14 protein-coding genes and 1 pseudogene are annotated in these 16,011 nt (G+C 48.4%); 10 read left to right on the plus strand and 5 right to left on the minus strand.

Translation table 11 applies throughout. From position 1 onward, the window contains the following. Positions 1–36 precede the first annotated feature (36 nt). Positions 37–615: a DUF1273 domain-containing protein gene (locus NST38_RS07690; RefSeq protein ID WP_076251630.1), complete on the minus strand. Its 579-nt coding sequence runs from the start codon at positions 613–615 to the stop codon at positions 37–39. Positions 616–651: 36 nt separating this feature from the next. Beyond that, complete coding sequence (locus NST38_RS07695; RefSeq protein ID WP_101314085.1) at positions 652–1,800, minus strand: RluA family pseudouridine synthase; 1,149 nt, start codon at positions 1,798–1,800, stop codon at positions 652–654. 190 nt (positions 1,801–1,990) lie between these two features. Here NST38_RS07695 and NST38_RS07700 point away from each other — a divergent pair, with 190 nt between their 5' ends. Beyond that, entirely contained in the window at positions 1,991–2,398 is a 408-nt protein-coding gene (locus NST38_RS07700) for a hypothetical protein (RefSeq protein WP_076251631.1), read from the plus strand. A gap of 217 nt (positions 2,399–2,615) precedes the next feature. Here NST38_RS07700 and NST38_RS07705 read toward each other — a convergent pair whose 3' ends face one another. Then, positions 2,616–3,326, minus strand: coding sequence for a GT-D fold domain-containing glycosyltransferase (locus tag NST38_RS07705; protein ID WP_076251633.1), 711 nt, complete (start codon positions 3,324–3,326; stop codon positions 2,616–2,618). A 312-nt stretch (positions 3,327–3,638) separates the two neighbouring features. Between NST38_RS07705 and NST38_RS07710 the strand changes: the two genes are divergently transcribed. The 6 genes from NST38_RS07710 to NST38_RS07735 all read left to right on the plus strand — a co-directional run bounded on the left by NST38_RS07710 (position 3,639) and on the right by NST38_RS07735 (position 9,820). Beyond that, positions 3,639–4,328, plus strand: a complete 690-nt coding sequence (locus tag NST38_RS07710; RefSeq protein WP_076251635.1) for a glycosyltransferase — start codon at positions 3,639–3,641, stop codon at positions 4,326–4,328. Between the two features lie 18 nt (positions 4,329–4,346). Further along, positions 4,347–5,336 carry an SDR family NAD(P)-dependent oxidoreductase gene (locus tag NST38_RS07715; protein WP_076251637.1) on the plus strand — a complete coding sequence of 330 codons (990 nt, stop codon included), beginning with the start codon at positions 4,347–4,349 and terminating at the stop codon, positions 5,334–5,336. A 75-nt stretch (positions 5,337–5,411) separates the two neighbouring features. Continuing rightward, a complete protein-coding gene (locus NST38_RS07720) occupies positions 5,412–6,815 on the plus strand; it encodes a nucleotide sugar dehydrogenase (protein ID WP_076251639.1) in 1,404 nt (467 codons plus the stop codon). Between the two features lie 4 nt (positions 6,816–6,819). Beyond that, complete coding sequence (locus NST38_RS07725; RefSeq protein WP_341343872.1) at positions 6,820–7,548, plus strand: class I SAM-dependent methyltransferase; 729 nt, start codon at positions 6,820–6,822, stop codon at positions 7,546–7,548. A 451-nt stretch (positions 7,549–7,999) separates the two neighbouring features. Continuing rightward, positions 8,000–9,130: a glycosyltransferase family 2 protein gene (locus NST38_RS07730; protein WP_341343873.1), complete on the plus strand. Its 1,131-nt coding sequence runs from the start codon at positions 8,000–8,002 to the stop codon at positions 9,128–9,130. 150 nt (positions 9,131–9,280) lie between these two features. Beyond that, positions 9,281–9,820, plus strand: coding sequence for a hypothetical protein (locus tag NST38_RS07735; RefSeq protein WP_341343874.1), 540 nt, complete (start codon positions 9,281–9,283; stop codon positions 9,818–9,820). A 337-nt stretch (positions 9,821–10,157) separates the two neighbouring features. On the opposite strand, the gene NST38_RS07740 is transcribed toward NST38_RS07735, so the two are convergent. Next, the gene (locus NST38_RS07740) at positions 10,158–10,682 is read right to left on the minus strand and encodes a DUF5412 family protein (protein WP_341343875.1); all 525 of its coding nucleotides are present in this window, start codon (positions 10,680–10,682) and stop codon (positions 10,158–10,160) included. Positions 10,683–10,705: 23 nt separating this feature from the next. Further along, a complete protein-coding gene (locus NST38_RS07745) occupies positions 10,706–11,599 on the minus strand; it encodes an AraC family transcriptional regulator (protein ID WP_338708083.1) in 894 nt (297 codons plus the stop codon). 114 nt (positions 11,600–11,713) lie between these two features. On the opposite strand from NST38_RS07745, the gene NST38_RS07750 reads away from it, so the two are divergent. The 3 genes and pseudogenes from NST38_RS07750 to NST38_RS07760 all read left to right on the plus strand — a co-directional run. Further along, on the plus strand, positions 11,714–13,534 hold the full coding sequence (locus NST38_RS07750; RefSeq protein ID WP_341343876.1) for an ABC transporter ATP-binding protein: 1,821 nt from the start codon (positions 11,714–11,716) through the stop codon (positions 13,532–13,534). 202 nt (positions 13,535–13,736) lie between these two features. Beyond that, positions 13,737–15,488 carry an ABC transporter ATP-binding protein gene (locus NST38_RS07755; protein WP_445933724.1) on the plus strand — a complete coding sequence of 584 codons (1,752 nt, stop codon included), beginning with the start codon at positions 13,737–13,739 and terminating at the stop codon, positions 15,486–15,488. Continuing rightward, positions 15,485–15,790, plus strand: a pseudogene (locus NST38_RS07760) (Rpn family recombination-promoting nuclease/putative transposase); the annotation flags it as partial. The gene NST38_RS07755 and the pseudogene NST38_RS07760, both read left to right, overlap by 4 nt. Between the last annotated feature and the right edge of the window lie 221 nt (positions 15,791–16,011).

The raw sequence follows: 16,011 nt of genomic DNA on the forward strand, positions 1-16,011 counted from the left end.
CTATGCATGAAAGGACTTCAGATAATCTACATTTTTTCAGAATGAAGAATCGTCGAAGTCCGCAATATCGTTCATGCGCTCATCCTCAGCTACAGATTGAATATCCTCTGAAGTGACACTGATGATTGTATAGTCCGCGTTCTGCTGTTTCTTCACGGCTTTTTCCTTCACAAAACGGGGACTGCCTTCGCCGGCATCTTCGTCATAGACGAGTAGAAGACCGTCGCTTTTACGCAGCAACAGGTCATCCCGTGCAGTGAACTGCCACGGCCCGATATAAGGTTGATTGCTAATCGCACCGTAATAGTCCACACCCGAGAGGATGGAACGGTAATACTCCTGCTTGTCTTCTTTCCATTGCTCCTCCGGGTTCTGAAAGGCAGTGATGATCGACAGTTTCAGATGTGGGTACGTCTTCTTCAGATCAATCACCACTTCGCAGGCCCACAGGTCCACACCGTATTGTCCCGGCGTCAGCACCCATTCCAAACCATCCTCGACAAGGGGAGTGAGGCGGGAAGAGATGGCTTTTTTGATAAAAGGAATACCTTCATGCTTCTGTCCAAAAATCTGCAATTCATGTGCCCGGTAACCGGTGATTAACAGGTTTTTCAGTGTCCGTTCCTCCTTTCAGGCATGATCAAGGTAAAGTTATTTCGCGGGTGGAGTTTCTGCACGGAACGGATACAGGAATGGCTTCGGAATATCCGTTTCGAATGACATTAACTCATCCGTTGTGGGATGGATAAACGAGAGTATACGTGCATGAAGTCCGAGACGGCCAAGGTCTCTTGTGCGTGCACCGTATTTTCTGTCACCAGCAATCGGATGTCCGAGATCTTCCATATGCACACGAATCTGATTTTTACGCCCTGTCTCCAGACGCACTTCCAGCAAGGAGAACTCACGGTTCGATTTCAGACGTTTGTAATGTGTGATGGCATGTTGTCCATCATTCGGACGAGAGCTGGAGTACATTTTCAGCGTTTTGGTTTCCTTCAGCCAGGAAGAGATGGTGCCTTCTTCTTTGGCTACCGAACCTTCAACAAGGGCAACGTAGACGCGGTCTTGCACATTTTCCTTCCAGTTGTTTTGCAGTTTCTGCTGTACCTCTTCACTTTTGGCGAACATCATCACACCCGATGTATCCCGATCCAGACGATGGACAACAAAGATCCGGTTGAGCGGATTGGTGCGGCGCACATGCTCTGTCAGTTGGCGATAAGCCGTCAGGTCATCTGTCTTGTCAGCGGCAATGGACAATAGTCCGGCTTCCTTGCGGATCACAATGATATCATCGTCTTCATGCAAAATGTTAATACCCGTCAAGGATGGAGCAGCAACTGCACCTTCTTTTCGAATGTAGACAATCTGACCTGGCGTCAGCGCTTCATTAAACTTGGTTACAACCTTCTGATCCACGGATACCTGTCCACGACCCAGAATGGACTTCACTGCGTTCCGTCCTGATTTCAGATGCTGCAACAGGAAGTTCAACAGTTCATCCGGTTCAGTTACTTTGTACTGGCGTGGTGGTTCCTGCTTGCGATAGTAGGAATTGCCTGGTCGTTTGGATGCGCTGGCATTTTTGGGTTTGTTGCCTCCAGCTTTCTTGGGTGCACCCGATGATTTCGCGGTTATTGGCTTCTTATTCTCCTCCGTATTGCGTGATGCGGGAGCACCTGATGTTTTGGCAGATGAGAAGTTGGACTTGCCGGAACGTGCTGAAGATGAACCTGCATAAGATTTCCCCTTGGCCGAGGCCGATGTCTTGCTGGTTGGACGTTTGCGTTTATTCATGAATAGTAATCTCCTTCTGAACAGCCTGTACCGCTTGTGTGCATACGATCCGTTCATTTTCGTTATGCAGTTCAATATACCATTAACAGTCGACAAATAAAAATAGGTTCATACAATCTGCTATACATCCAATCATAAGAGTAGTGAGATTCATAGGATAGGGTATCCCATAGCATTGGAGGTGTTACTCATGGGCGTGTTTCTCGATATGAGAACTTCGATGAACTCGGCAACCGTAGGACAGCCCGGTTTGTCACTGTCAGAATCCCCGACAGCTTTTGGCACCATTGGTCTACAGACGCAGGGTGTGGTGAATCCCATTATTACGTTGAACGGGACAGTAGGTGTTACGGGAGAACTGGGAGATACCTTTGTTGTGGAGCTTGTGCGGGGTTTTTTATATGATCCTTTCTATATCATCTACCGTGCTGAAGGTACGATTGGACAGAACGGAGGTGCCGAATTCCATTCGTTCACAGCTCAGGATCTGTCTGCACCACCAGCATTGGAAAGTGTGTATACTTCGTTCATCTCGGGGGTGTCCACAGCAGTAAGAACCGGGCCGGAGATGTTATACGGTATTGCAGCCACCGTTTAGTAGTGAAAGGCGAAATATAACAGGCAGAGTGCTTCGTCATCACTTCTGTTGACGGCAGAGTTCGCTTCATACCCCAGATACGCAAGACAATGCAACGATAGGTTTCGACTAGCGCTCAGCAAGAAACCCCCGGCTCAAGAAGTCGGGGGTTTTTGCCGTACAAGCAACTGCACGTTTCAATACAAATCACGAAACTAAAGTTTGAAACTGTCCAGGATCAGTTGGCACGGCCTTTCAGAATGATGTTGTTGGCTTTGCCAAAGTCAATGGCCACTTTGCCTGCAAGTGCAGCTGTTCGCTCCGCAAGGATAACCGCGTTGACGCCACAGGAGAAGAGAGCGACATCGAAGGTATGTTGATTATTCTGAATCCAGTGCAGCGTTTCATCCATTTGATCATAGCTGTCGAAGGGCAGGGCAGTCACAATGTTCAGATTATACGGATCACGTTCGAGCATGGCACGCAGAGCCTCAATTTCACGAGTAACGAGTAACACACGCTTGCCTGCAAGCATCTGCCAGAAACGCGGGTTCTGCGCCAGTTCCCGATTAACACAGGCGTGACAAGTCATCGGAGGAGAGATGCCAAAGTGTGCAAATACCATGTCGGTCAGGGGTCTTTTAAGATAATCGGGAGCATTGATGGTGCTGTCACCACGAGGAAGAATGCCCACGATATCGGCACGTTGCAAGGAAGCGGCGACTTCATCCCGTAGTTTCGGGTTGGGAAGACGAAGTCCCTTTTGCCCTAAGTTGGCTTTCTTAGCCCAACGCTCCTGAAGGACCTGTTCCGTGGGCCATACGGTTTCTTGAGACATGACGATATTCTCGCCATCACCGACTCTTACAAGAGACAGCGGTCGGTGTTCCAGAAGTGCCGCTTCGAGCTGATCAAGCACACCTTCCATTTCAAGATAGATCGAATTCATTTGATGGGTTGCCTCCTTTGAAAATTGAACTGTTCTATTCTATGTTGCGAATACCGTAACGATATGTACGTTCGACCCAAAGGGCGCCATCTTCGGTTGTATATCAATCTATTTATATGAAAGTTAGTACATCTGTCGGTACCGCTTCTATCAACGTTTCATACGATATAGAGTGCTGGATTCACAAGCGAGATGTGGCTTGAAAGCGATCAGATAGATAGAAGATGGTCTTCGTAGGAAGACGGCATCAAAACTATGAAAACAGTCTGTATCCGGTAAACGGAACTTGCAGCGTTCATGAGGAGGAATGTTATGTCCAGGAAAGTTGTGATTGAGATTAACTTTAACAATTACGGGATGGACCCACAGCGATTAACGCGGGAATGGCTGGAGCGTCGGATGGGCATCTTCCGCACGTTCACATTGCATTGCCTGAAGGCGCAGACGAATCAGGATTTCCTCACAGTGGTGAAGTTGTCCAAGGAATCCGGGGAATTAATGCAGGAGATTCTGGCGGGTCAGGAGCCGCTTCCCTCCAATATTCGTTTTGGAACCAATATGGAGAGTGTGCGTGCCATTTTGGCGTTTGCCAATGGTTCGGAGCAACTCTATATTGCCCGTCTGGATTCGGATGATTTATACCATAAAACCTTTGTTCAACAGCTCTACGATATTCAACCACAGCAGCAGACGATGGCATTGATTAACCAGAACGGATATCTGTGGGACAGTGTGAATAACGAGATGGCCCCAGCGTTTCACCGTTCTCCACAGTTCTATGTCTACTTATATAAGACAGCCGAATACGCAGCAGGATACCGGGTCAAGCTTCCGGGCAGAGGTACACATGGCAATGTCATTGAACTGCCGCACGAGCTGCTTGCTCCGCGCAATTATGTCAACATCGTGCATTCGAGCAATACTTCAACCAAAAAGGTACCGCCCAAAGACCGGTTAAGCCGGGATGAGATGGCACAGGTACTACGCGAATTCATGATCTGATCAGGGAGGGATTCATCCATGATTCAAGGACAAACGATTCTGATCACTGGAGGAACGGGCTCCTGGGGTCAAAAGCTGACTGAGGTACTGCTGGAGCAGGACCCGGCTGAGATTCGCCTTCTGTCACGTAATGAATACGCCCAGATTGCGATGCAGCGAGAGTTCAACCATGATCCGCGTCTGCGATTCATCATTGGGGATATCCGCGATTATCGGGCAGTGGAAGATGCATGCAGAGGTGTGGATGTGCTCTTCCATCTGGCTGCACTGAAGCATGTTCCGGTCTGCGAGGACCAGCCAGATGAAGCGTTCAAGACCAATGTGATCGGTACCCAGAATATTATTCGGGCTGCGATACGCATGCAGGTTGCCAAAGTCATCGATGTGTCCACAGATAAGGCGGTAGATCCGATTAACGTATATGGCATGACAAAGGCTTTGGGTGAAAAAATGATGATTCGTGCCAACTGGCTAAGTGAAGGTACCCGGTTTGTCTGCATCCGCGGGGGCAATGTGCTTGGAACCAGTGGCAGTGTTGTGCCCTTGTTCCGTCGTCAGATCGATGAAGGCAAAAGCCCGACCATTACGGACAAAGGCATGACCCGTTTTTTCCTGACGCGTACCGAAGCTATACATTTACTGCTTAAGGCGGCTGAGGCGGCCGTGGGCGGAGAGACTTTTGTGATGAAAATGAAAGCTTGCAAGATGACGGAACTTGCATCCGTCATGTTGGAACAGGCAGGTCGTCCATCCTTCGATTATAAGGTGACGGGAATACGTCCAGGCGAGAAATTACATGAAGTCCTGATCTCGCCCTATGAAGCGCCGCGTACGTATCAATATGATGCGCAGTATTATGTCATCCTGCCGGAGCACAAGGACAAGAGCCTGACGGATCAGTACAGCAGTCTGCCACGTGTGAACTTCTCCGAGTATCGCTCGGACAGTGCCATGATGAACAAACCAGCGATTGCCCGGTTTTTGCGTGAAGGTGGCTATATCGATTAGGGTGTATCTCAAAACTCGTTCGGAGTTTTCAGACACGCCCACCGAGGGGAGGCGGAGCGTTTGGAGGTGGTAGGAATGGAAGAAAATCATCAGCACAACCAGCACGAAGGTAATGAAGAGTTACAGCAACGTACCCTAATACAACATATTAATGACCGCTCCCTAAAAGCTGTTGTCATTGGTCTAGGCTATGTTGGTTTACCCATGGCTGTAGAGATAGCACAGGCCGGTTATCAAGTCCACGGGATTGACATCGATACTTCGAAGGTAGCTAAGCTGTGTGCCGGGCATTCGTATGTCATAGGTATAGAAGATGATGTTGTGCAGTCGCTTATGCAGGCTGGGTTATTCACGGCAAGCACCGATTATGCAGCGGTGGCACAGGCCAATGTCATTGTAATCTGTGTGCCCACCCCGCTGACTGCCGAGCATCAACCGGATATCTCGTATATCTCGGCCGCGGTGGATGGCATGACTCCGTATTTGCAGGAAGGCAGCCTGGTTATTCTGGAAAGCACGACATATCCGGGCACAACGGAGGAACGCGTGAAACAACCGATTGAAGCGGCAAACGGCTGGCGAGCTGGAGAACAGTTCTACGTCTGTTATTCTCCAGAGCGTGTAGATCCGGGCAGTGTGCATTATGGTGTGAAAAATACCCCGAAGATTATTGGCGGTTCGACACCCGCATGTCTGAATTATGGTAACCAGTTCTACGGCTCGTTCCTCAACGAAGTTGTTCCGGTTAGTTCAACAACGGTAGCGGAGACGGCAAAGCTGTTCGAAAATACATTTCGCAGTGTCAATATTGCACTCGTGAATGAGCTGACCCCAGCCTGTGAACAGATGGGGGTAAACATCTGGGAAGTACTGAATGCGGCGGCAACCAAGCCGTTTGGTTATATGCCATTCTATCCCGGTCCCGGCATCGGCGGGCACTGTATCCCAATCGATCCGATCTATCTGTCCTGGGCTGCAAACCGTCAGGGATCGGAGCTGCAATTCATCCAGCTGGCGGATGCAACCAATCGACAAATGCCAGAGAGAGTGGTGAAGCGTGCCTCGGAGCTGCTGGAGCAGAATGGTGTAACTATGCGAGGAGCACGTGTTGTACTGGCGGGTATGGCTTACAAAAAAGACATTGATGACCTGCGTGAATCGCCAGCGCTGGACGTTTATCGGCTGCTAAGCGCAGCGGGCGCAGATGTGGTTTTCACCGATCCAATGGTGCCTGTCTTCCGTAAGGATGATGGTACAGTGCTGCACTCTTGTCCAGCGGTGCCAGAATTATGGACAGGAGCTGATCTGGTGATCATCACCACGGATCATTCGGCATTCGATTATCAGGAGATGGCAGACCATGCAAAGCTGATTTTTGATACACGCAATGCAACGGCCGGATGCCTCGGGGGAAATATTGTGGTGCTGGGTCAGCCGGTTCACCGGGTGAAAACGGGAGAAACCTATGGCCAATCATGATCGAGTGAGTGAACGCTATTACGGCGAGATTAATTCGGAAGATTCTCATGAAGCGACGAGAACGCGTATCCACTGGATGTGCCGTGAGGCGACAGGCAAACGCATCCTGGATGTCGGGTGCAGTCAGGGCATTACGTCCATTCTGCTGGCACGTGAAGGATTTCGTGTGACAGGGATCGATCTGGAAGAAGAAAGTGTCCGGTATGCGCAAGCTGAGCTTGCGAAAGAGTCTAGGCCAGTTAGGAACAATGTGGATTTTCGAATGCTGGATATTACGCAATGGAAAGTAAGGACTGCCTTTGATACTGTGCTGCTTGGAGAAGTGCTGGAGCATTTTGCTCATCCGGAGACGTTGTTGATCCAGATTTATCGGCTGTTGCAAGAAGATGGGACGTTGGTTGTGACTGTGCCGTATGGGTATCACCCGTTCTATGACCACAAGCAGACCTTCTATGCGGGAAGCCTGGCGATGACCCTGATGCCGTATTTTGAAGTCTTGAAACTCGAAATTCATCATAAATATCTATGTTGCGTGGCCCGCAAACGGCGGAATACACAGCTGCATATGTCGCCGACTTTGGACCAACTGATGGAGTGGATGGAGCTGGATCATGTCCATTTTGCCGAGGTGGAACATCAGCACCTCCGCGTAATGAAACAGCGCAAGAAGGCATTGGACAGTGCGGTGGAGCAGGTGAAACGGCTTCGCCGTCAGGAGAGTGGGGAAGGGTAGCGGTGAAGGTAGGGACAGTGGCAAGGGCAGGGGTATTCTAACGAATCTCACACGTCTTATTTTGATGAATTAGACGAGATGAGAAATGTAACGAATCTCAGCGGCGCTATTTCATCTGAAAGCTGCGATAAACGACGAATGGATGCCTATAATGCGAGAATAGCGGGTCTCAGATTCGTTACATTTACCAACTGGCTGAAATACACCGAATAGCGTCGCCTCAGTTCGTTAGCCACAGTGAAGATGAAATAAATTCTTTATTGAACTTTGAGATTTGGGAGAATGAGTGTGAAAGCAGCCTCTTGTAGTGGTAGCGCTGATTCTTGGTTTACAAGTTAATCGTAAGTTTGAAGAGAAAATTGGAGTGGCTTAGTACCAGTACCTGGTCAATGAAAGAACAAACCCGTTATGACATTTCGCAATACGCGTACGACAGGAAGGGGCTCAAAACGTGATCACCATCAGTCTGTGCATGATTGTGAAGAACGAGGAACGCACGCTGGCGCGCTGTCTGGACTCGGTTGCCGGCATCGCGGACGAGATCGTCATTGTGGATACCGGTTCATCGGATCGCACGATGGACATCGCTGCGCAGTATACCGACCAGGTCTACACATATGAATGGACGGAAGACTTTGCCGGAGCGCGGAATGAGTCATTCGCCAAGGCCACGCAGGAGTATATCCTGTGGCTGGATGCGGATGATGTGCTGCTGCCCGCGGAACGGGCGAAGCTGGAGGTGTTGAAGCAGCAGCTTCCGTCCGGGGGGAAGACGGAAGCTGTGATCTTGAACTACACGCTGGCCGAGGGAGCGGAGGGAAGTCCACTTGTGACGGACCGACGCCTTCGCCTGGTCAAGCGGGATGCCGGGTGCCGCTGGCATGGCCGGCTGCACGAGCAGCTTAGCTTTCCGCGGGGCGAGGTCATTACGGCAGATATTGCCGTCACGCATCGCCGCGAAGCGGGACATCATTCGGCGCGAAACGTGCGCATTCTGCGCAAATGGATCGCCGAAGAGGGCGTAGCCCAAGGTCGCCTGCTGTTTTATTATGCAGGCGAATGTTATGACCGCCAGCGTTATGCGGCGGCGGCACTCGGTTACGCGAAGCTGCTGGAGCAGCCAAGCGGTTACCGCGAGGATCGCCTGATTGCCTGCGCGCGGTTAGCGGAATGTTATGAACGACTGGGTGAGCCGGGCCGTAAGCTCGGCGCATTGCTGCAGTCGTTCCAGTATGATCTGCCACATGCCGATTTCTGCTGCGCTATTGCGGCCTGTTTCCATGAACGGCAGGAACCCGTCTCGGCGATCTACTGGTATATGCAGGCGGTGGACGTGAGCAGCCGCGATCCGGGTCTGCGCCCGGTGCCTATGGCTTGCCGTACATGGCTGCCACATGCTCGTTTATCCCTTTGTTATGCCCATCTGGGCAACTGGGAGCAGGCACTCATGCATAACACCAAAGCCCGTGAGTACTTGCCCAACGATCCCGGGTTGCTTGCCAATCGCCAGAAGCTCGAAGTTGTGGTACGCAAAGAGATGAAGGAGCGGGAAGAACGTGGTGAAGTGTCACCGCGTAAGTAGGGAGACGAACTGGGACAGATGAGGACAGAAGGGTTTGACGCGGGATTAGGAAATAGGGGGAAATAAATTGAAGTAGAAGTGAAATAACAACAAAAACTAATTCGTTGCTGGTAGGATGCGATAGGGCGGATCAGTGAAAATAAGGGTTGAGTGGAAATAGAGTGTAAGGCACAATTGCGAGCAGAAGCAGAAGCAGAAGCAGAAGCAGAAGCAGAAGCAGAAGCAGAAGCAGAAGCAGAAGCAGAAGCAGAAGCAGAAGCAGAAGCAGAAGCAGAAGCAGAAGCAGAAGCAGAAGCAGAAGCAGAAGCAGAAGCAGAAGCAGAAGCAGAAGCAGAAGCAGAAGCAGAAGCAGAAGCAGAAGCAGAAGCAGAAGCAGAAGCAGAAGCAGAAGCAGAAGCAGAAGCAGAAGCAGAAGCAGAAGCAGAAGCAGAAGCAGAAGCAGAAGCAGAAGCAGAAGCAGAAGCAGAAGCAGAAGCAGAAGCAGAAGCAGAAGCAGAAGCAGAAGCAGAAGCAGAAGCAGAAGCAGAAGCAGAAGCAGAAGCAGAAGCAGAAGCAGAAGCAGAAGCAGAAGCAGAAGCAGAAGCAGAAGCAGAAGCAGAAGCAGAAGCAGAAGCAGAAGCAGAAGCAGAAGCAGAAGCAGAAGCAGAAGCAGAAGCAGAAGCAGAAGCAGAAGCAGAAGAGGTAGAATAGATGTGATAGATAAGTTATGTGCTGCCATATATTTAAAGTTCCATAGCTACGAAGTTGTTAATAAACAAGCATATTAGATCACAATGAAGTATAAGTAATTACACGATAACATGTAGAACAAGCGTAGCCCCGCTTAACCGAAAGAGTCGGTGAGCGGGGCTTTTTACGCTTCTCGTGGCGCGTGTACCTCTTGCCATGGTGTAATGAAAGTAGCATTTGGTGAAATTTTCACAAGGCATACAGAGCATTGGGACTTTTGACATGCGGTGCAGTGAGGATTACTCATCAAGATGAGCCGTCGAGTGTTCAAGGCCATCATATTAGCGGCTAAGTTATTTTACTTTTCGGGTGCTGGGCATCGCACAGACTGGTCCTTCATTCGTAAGCTTTTGCAAGCCCAGCCCCAGCCATCATATATTTCGTCATCGATATTGAGGGTCATGGTCTCATCCGTATATTCATTCCAGTTTTCAATCCGGAGTATGTTTTCACTGTCCCATTCGAGATGGTTATTTCCGTGGTGCTTGGCACGATAGATCGTTTTTACCGTGGCGTCCTCAGGTGCATTTGTCTTCTTAACATCGAACCAGATTGTAACGCCGCCTGCCGCACCACCGTAAGGTAAACCGTAAATTTCGGCAGTATACTCACCATTCCTTGAAGGCATGGAATAACTCAATTCCCCCAGCTCAGAACGGTCAAACGTGGAGAAGTAAGGACGGAGCCAGAAATACAGGAATACAGCGGCAAACAGTACAAGAATCAACAATGTAAATGTAGTGAGAATAGGGTGTCTACGTATCCAAGGTTTGCGAGAATCTGTATGGGATGAACTTGAATTAGCTTGAGTATTTGAGTCCATAAGGTTGAACCTCCATTTGCAACTTACAGTGAAATTTGCTTTGCAGGAATATAAATGTCCAACTCTCCGTAGTGGTCCTGAGCCAGACTGCCGTCAATTCTTTCAAAATAGTATGGATCACTCTTCTCGTACCCCGAATGGCTCTGCCAATATTCATCGATAAATGTCCAGACACTGTCCAGATGATCAATATTGATGAGACTTGGATGGAAATCACAGACAAATTTGAATACGGCATACTGGTTGGCCGGGACCTCAATTCCGTCCAGTTCTTCAGGGATATGATCCAGACTGGTGACCTCTACAGACGGCTGATATGTACTGTAATCCTCGTTAATTTCATTGGTAAATCCGATATATACGTTGGGTTGCAACACGTTAGGAATCGAATGAAAGTGTTTTTCGAAAAAGTCGTTGCCTGCTGAATTGGCTTCATAGTGCTCTTCGTTATCTGCATACCGAATGTGGGACCGTTGCCCAATGAGTTTCATAGCCGGTTTTCGTACATACGTTGGTTTGAAAATGTATCCATATGGAAGCGTTGTGATCATGGACGAAGTCATGCGGGCTGTAAATTCAAGGTCTCCAGCTCCCTGTTTGCGATACTGCAGGGGGGTAATGCCGAAGGCTTGTTTGAAAGCACGTATGTAGGATTGTTCATGTTCAAAAGCGTAATGTCCGCTGATATCGATGATTTTCCAATTCAGGTTCACCAATTGCTCCAGGCTGCGTGCCAATTTGCGTGAGCGAATGTATTCTCCAGGCAATTGTCCGCTGACATGTTTGAACATGCGATGCAGGTGGAATTTGGATATATGAGTCACAGATGCCAGATGATCCAGCGTTAATTTGTCTTGAATATGGTCTTCTATGTAGTCGAATAGCTTATCCAATGTGTCTAGCAGATCATGTTGCATATCAATCTCCCTACTTCTAATAGTACTTACAGCAATAAATGTTCATTTTTTCCTTATCACCGATGATATCATAACCAAGTACATAATTTAATGACAAGATTGGAGAAAGCATCCATGTTTGCTGACAAAAAAAATTATACAACGTTAGGCATGTTAACTCGATTATGGACACTAACGGGCAAGTACCGTATGTTCATCATTCTGTTACTTTTCGCCGCATGTGTGGTCTCCCTGATTGAGGTCGGTTATTTGGAATCGATCCGAAGACTGGTCAAAGGCGCGACTGAAGCACAGTTTTCGTTACTCTACTCAGGGTTGATCATAGGCGTTAGCATTGTAGTATTACGATTGATTGTAACCGCATTCATGACGAGGGTCGAGACGTTATTCCAGCAAAAGACATTATTGTCTGTGCAGTCTCTACTGCTCTCATCCTTTAGCAACACAGAGACACGCAATCTGGCACATTATCATACGGGTGACCTAACCTCTAGGGTCTGGACTTCAGCCAAGGAAGCACAGAAGGGGATAAACCAACATGGCATTGAACTCGCCAAAAATATCATTCAGCTGATTCTTGCCTTTGCTTACTTCAGCTGGGTGAACTTGCCGCTGTCGTTGGCTATCATTGCATTCACATTGATCTATCCTCTTGTAACGGTAGGACTTGGTAAACGTCTACAAAGACGGCATGATCAGTTGAATACCAGCGCAGCGTCAAGAGATGAGATACTGACTGAAATCATCCAAGCCCCAGTTGAGATCCGAAGTTACGGACTCGCGGGTTATGTACACCATCATTTTAAAGATCGAATGGATCAAGTGTTCAGATATACGATGTCCGTATCTGTGTTACAACGACTTTCGGAAGCAGCCGGACGGGTCTCCACGTATGGTGGCATGATTCTGATTCTCTATCTAGGCGGCATGCAGGTCCTGAATGGACATATGGATGTAGGCGGACTGGCAGCTTTTCTGGTAGCAAGTAGTCAGTTAACACGTCCGATTGAATCGTTATCTGGGTTGTGGAATGATTTTATTGGTTCGGCTTCTCATGCGTCCAGAATCTTTGAAGTGCTGGATTTGGAGAGAAAGAACACGGTTGCTAATACCGGTACAAATACATATGTACGGTCCGATACGCATTTAGGCCAGCTTGAAAAACAATCTAAACCGGCTGGCATCAACGTGCAGCATGTGTCTTATAGGTATGCGGAGCAAGAAGAAGTGTTAACAGATATTTCTTTTGAGGCCAAGAAAGGAAAGCTTACTGTAATCACGGGGCCAAGTGGATGCGGGAAAACCACGTTATTGAAATTGATAGCCGGATTAGATAGACCTGTTACTGGTTCGATCCAGGTCATGAATCAGAAGAATTCACTGAAGGATATGCACGAAGTTCAGACAGGGCATGTCAATCAGGTGTATGTTCCGCAACAAGCCTTTATCTTCACAGGTACAGTGGAAGAGAATATTGTTTTTGGACAAGAGGGGATATCTGCGGATCAAGTAAAGGTTGCGGCCCATATGACGCATGCACATGACGCGATTATGCGTCAATCGCTCGGCTATGGGACAGAGCTTCAGCCGCAAGGCGGGACGATGTCGGGTGGTGAGCTTCAGCGTATTAGTTTAGCCAGAGCGATGCTGAGGAACCCGGATATTCTATTGTTGGATGAACCGACGTCATCCCAAGACCCGTGGCATGAGCAGCGATTGAATGATCTCTTTGCCCGAATCACTGCTGACAAAGGCACCACGGTTATTGCAGTTACTCATCGATTATCGCTGATAGAACGGGCGGATCAGGTCATCTATATTCAGAAAGGACGCGTCAAAGATACGGGGACTCATCGTGAATTGCTGGATCGTCCAAACGGATATCGAAGTTATATTGCGGAGCAGGATACGGAAGTGGAGGAACAGCATGAGTAACAAGATTGAAGATGCAGCATATGCCGATGACGTTGAAATGAAAAGCAGTCATGAGAAAAGCGGAGCATATGAGATAAATGAAAATAATGAAAATGAAAATATCGAAAATGAAGCTCATCATCAGATGAACGAAAGTGATGTTCCAGATGACCCAAAACAAGCTGTATCATTGGCAACGGTATGGCCCGTTATTTTTCGCTGGATGAAGCCTTATGGATTAGCTGTAGCGATCTTGTTCATTTTTATCGCAGCAGATGCGGTCTTTGATTGGGGACTAGCCTTTGTACAGGGATTCTTCGTGGATGCTATTCATGATGGGGGACAGGAACAGCTTAATGCTACCGCAATGATTTTCATCGCCATTCTGGCAGGATTTATTGTATTGCTCGCGATGCATCGTTATGTGCTGGTATGGCTCAAGGAATCGATGCAACGGGATATGTCCATGGATCTGTTGAAACTGTTAAACCGGATGCCCTATTCCTGGGTGCGCAGACAGAAGTCCGGGGATGTGATGCTTCGCATCAAGGAAGACACCAAGCATGGTGCAGAAGTTGTGGAGGCTATTGCAGAGGGTGTTACGGTTGTATTCATCATTGCTCTATCGCTGGGATACTTGTACAGAGCAGACGCATGGGTTGCGGTTATTGCCTTGGTAAGCGCAGGGGCAATCTGGTTTACGGCGAGGTTGTATGATCAGCGAATTATACATCTGTCCGATGAGGTCGAATCCAGGGAAGGCGAGTCCCAAGAACAGATTCAACAGTATGTTGAAGGGATACCGGTGATTCAGATGTATAATGCTTCACCGTGGTTTCTCGCACGATTTCGAACACAACAGCAATCACTGAATCGTGTTCAGGCTAAGTTGCAGATGACCCTGAGTATGTCGGATAACGTGGCGATGGCGGTGTTTGGCCTGGCTCAATTGGCAGCGTTGTTCCTTATTGCTTTGTCAGCGGCTAGGGGAACTTTGTCTCCGGGCATGGTTGTTGCAAGTAGTCTGCTGTTTGAACTGGTGGTGTGGCCAGTACTCGGCTTGTCCAGCCAGTGGAGTCAGATGCAAGCCAGCGTGGGTGCATTTGGACGTATCTCTGCATGGTTGAAATTGGCGGAGAACAAGAGGGCAGACACATCCAATACTAAGCACGAGGAGCTTGCACAGGGAATTTGTACCCAAGATCAAGGGAGTACACAAAAAGGGGCACATAAAGAGAACGAAATTGCTATGCTACGTCTTCAACAGGTTACGGTAACCGATGAAGACAGTGGTCGGAAGATTTTGGATCAGATTACGCTTAATCTGGTTCCTGGTGAACTGGTTGCGGTAGTTGGCGCCAGCGGTGCTGGCAAATCTACACTGTGCCAAGTGTGTGCAGGGTTGATCGAGCCAATAAACGGAAGCGTATTACTGGGTGATAAACATGTTGCAGAGTATGTAGAGATGGATGACCAGTCCAGACTCACGTATATGCCGCAGACACCTACTTTTTTCACAGGAACGATTGAAGATAATATTCGTCTGAGTTCAGACGTTACATTGGACAGAGTGAAGTTTGCGGCAGAGCAGGCAGGTTTGCATGAATATATTGAGGCACAGGAAGGACAATACGCAGCAATGTTGCATGAGAAAGGGGCCAATCTATCTGGAGGCCAGCAACAGCGACTGTCGCTTGCTAGACTCTTTACGAGGTCATCCGATCTGTATATTCTGGACGAACCAACGTCATCATTGGATATTCAGACAGAACAGAACGTAATGAATCACTTGCTGAACTTTATGAAAGGCAGCATAGGATTGCTTGTCACACATCGTATGGAGGTAGCTCGTCAGTGCTCTCGCATCCTTGTGATGGAACATGGCCGAATTGCGGAGGATGGGACGCATGAACAACTGATGCAGAGGAAAGGATTGTATTATCGTATGAATGCAAGAGGCGGTGATACAACATGAATGAATCTGGGGTTAAGAAAGTAATGGATACGCTGGAGTTCTTGAGTCAGGATCGGGAAGCACGTCGTTTGTATGAAGAGCGGCAGAAGTATTTGCATGACGAAGCTTCCATGATTGAGTGGGCTACGGAAAAGGGAATAGCTCAAGGAACAGCCAAGGGGATAGAAAAGGGATTAGTAGAAGGGGAAAAAAGAAAGATGATTGAGATTGCGAAGAAATTCCTCTCACTAGGGCTCGAAGTTTCTGTTATTGCAAAGGCCAGTGGTAAGCCGGAGTCTGAGGTAGAGTCGTTAAAAGATTAAAGTGAAGTTGTAAGGTTGTAAGGTATAGTAGCTTCACCAGATGAATGGGTACGGGTACACTAGCGTGATATGAGTGTGTCGGTTGTGAATAAAAGTTTACAGCAATCGTTTTGTCCAACTAAGGCAGGACGGTTGTTTTTATTTTGTTGAAGGGGCTTCAAACGTTTTACAGTAAAACGCGGTTGCTCATTCGGGGCTGGGCCGTTAAACTAAAGGGAGCG

This window comes from Paenibacillus sp. FSL H8-0104 (assembly GCF_038050215.1).
Lineage (GTDB): Bacteria > Bacillota > Bacilli > Paenibacillales > Paenibacillaceae > Paenibacillus > Paenibacillus amylolyticus.

What these genes read in the sequence shown, in the direction of transcription:
- NST38_RS07695 (WP_101314085.1), bottom strand. Translation starts at nt 1,800, where the DNA reads ATGAATAAACGCAAACGTCCAACCAGCAAGACATCGGCCTCGGCCAAG.
- NST38_RS07700 (WP_076251631.1), top strand. Translation starts at nt 1,991, where the DNA reads ATGGGCGTGTTTCTCGATATGAGAACTTCGATGAACTCGGCAACCGTA.
- NST38_RS07705 (WP_076251633.1), bottom strand. Translation starts at nt 3,326, where the DNA reads ATGAATTCGATCTATCTTGAAATGGAAGGTGTGCTTGATCAGCTCGAA.
- NST38_RS07710 (WP_076251635.1), top strand. Translation starts at nt 3,639, where the DNA reads ATGTCCAGGAAAGTTGTGATTGAGATTAACTTTAACAATTACGGGATG.
- NST38_RS07715 (WP_076251637.1), top strand. Translation starts at nt 4,347, where the DNA reads ATGATTCAAGGACAAACGATTCTGATCACTGGAGGAACGGGCTCCTGG.
- NST38_RS07720 (WP_076251639.1), top strand. Translation starts at nt 5,412, where the DNA reads ATGGAAGAAAATCATCAGCACAACCAGCACGAAGGTAATGAAGAGTTA.
- NST38_RS07740 (WP_341343875.1), bottom strand. Translation starts at nt 10,682, where the DNA reads ATGGACTCAAATACTCAAGCTAATTCAAGTTCATCCCATACAGATTCT.
- NST38_RS07745 (WP_338708083.1), bottom strand. Translation starts at nt 11,599, where the DNA reads ATGCAACATGATCTGCTAGACACATTGGATAAGCTATTCGACTACATA.
- NST38_RS07750 (WP_341343876.1), top strand. Translation starts at nt 11,714, where the DNA reads ATGTTTGCTGACAAAAAAAATTATACAACGTTAGGCATGTTAACTCGA.
- NST38_RS07755 (WP_445933724.1), top strand. Translation starts at nt 13,737, where the DNA reads ATGAAGCCTTATGGATTAGCTGTAGCGATCTTGTTCATTTTTATCGCA.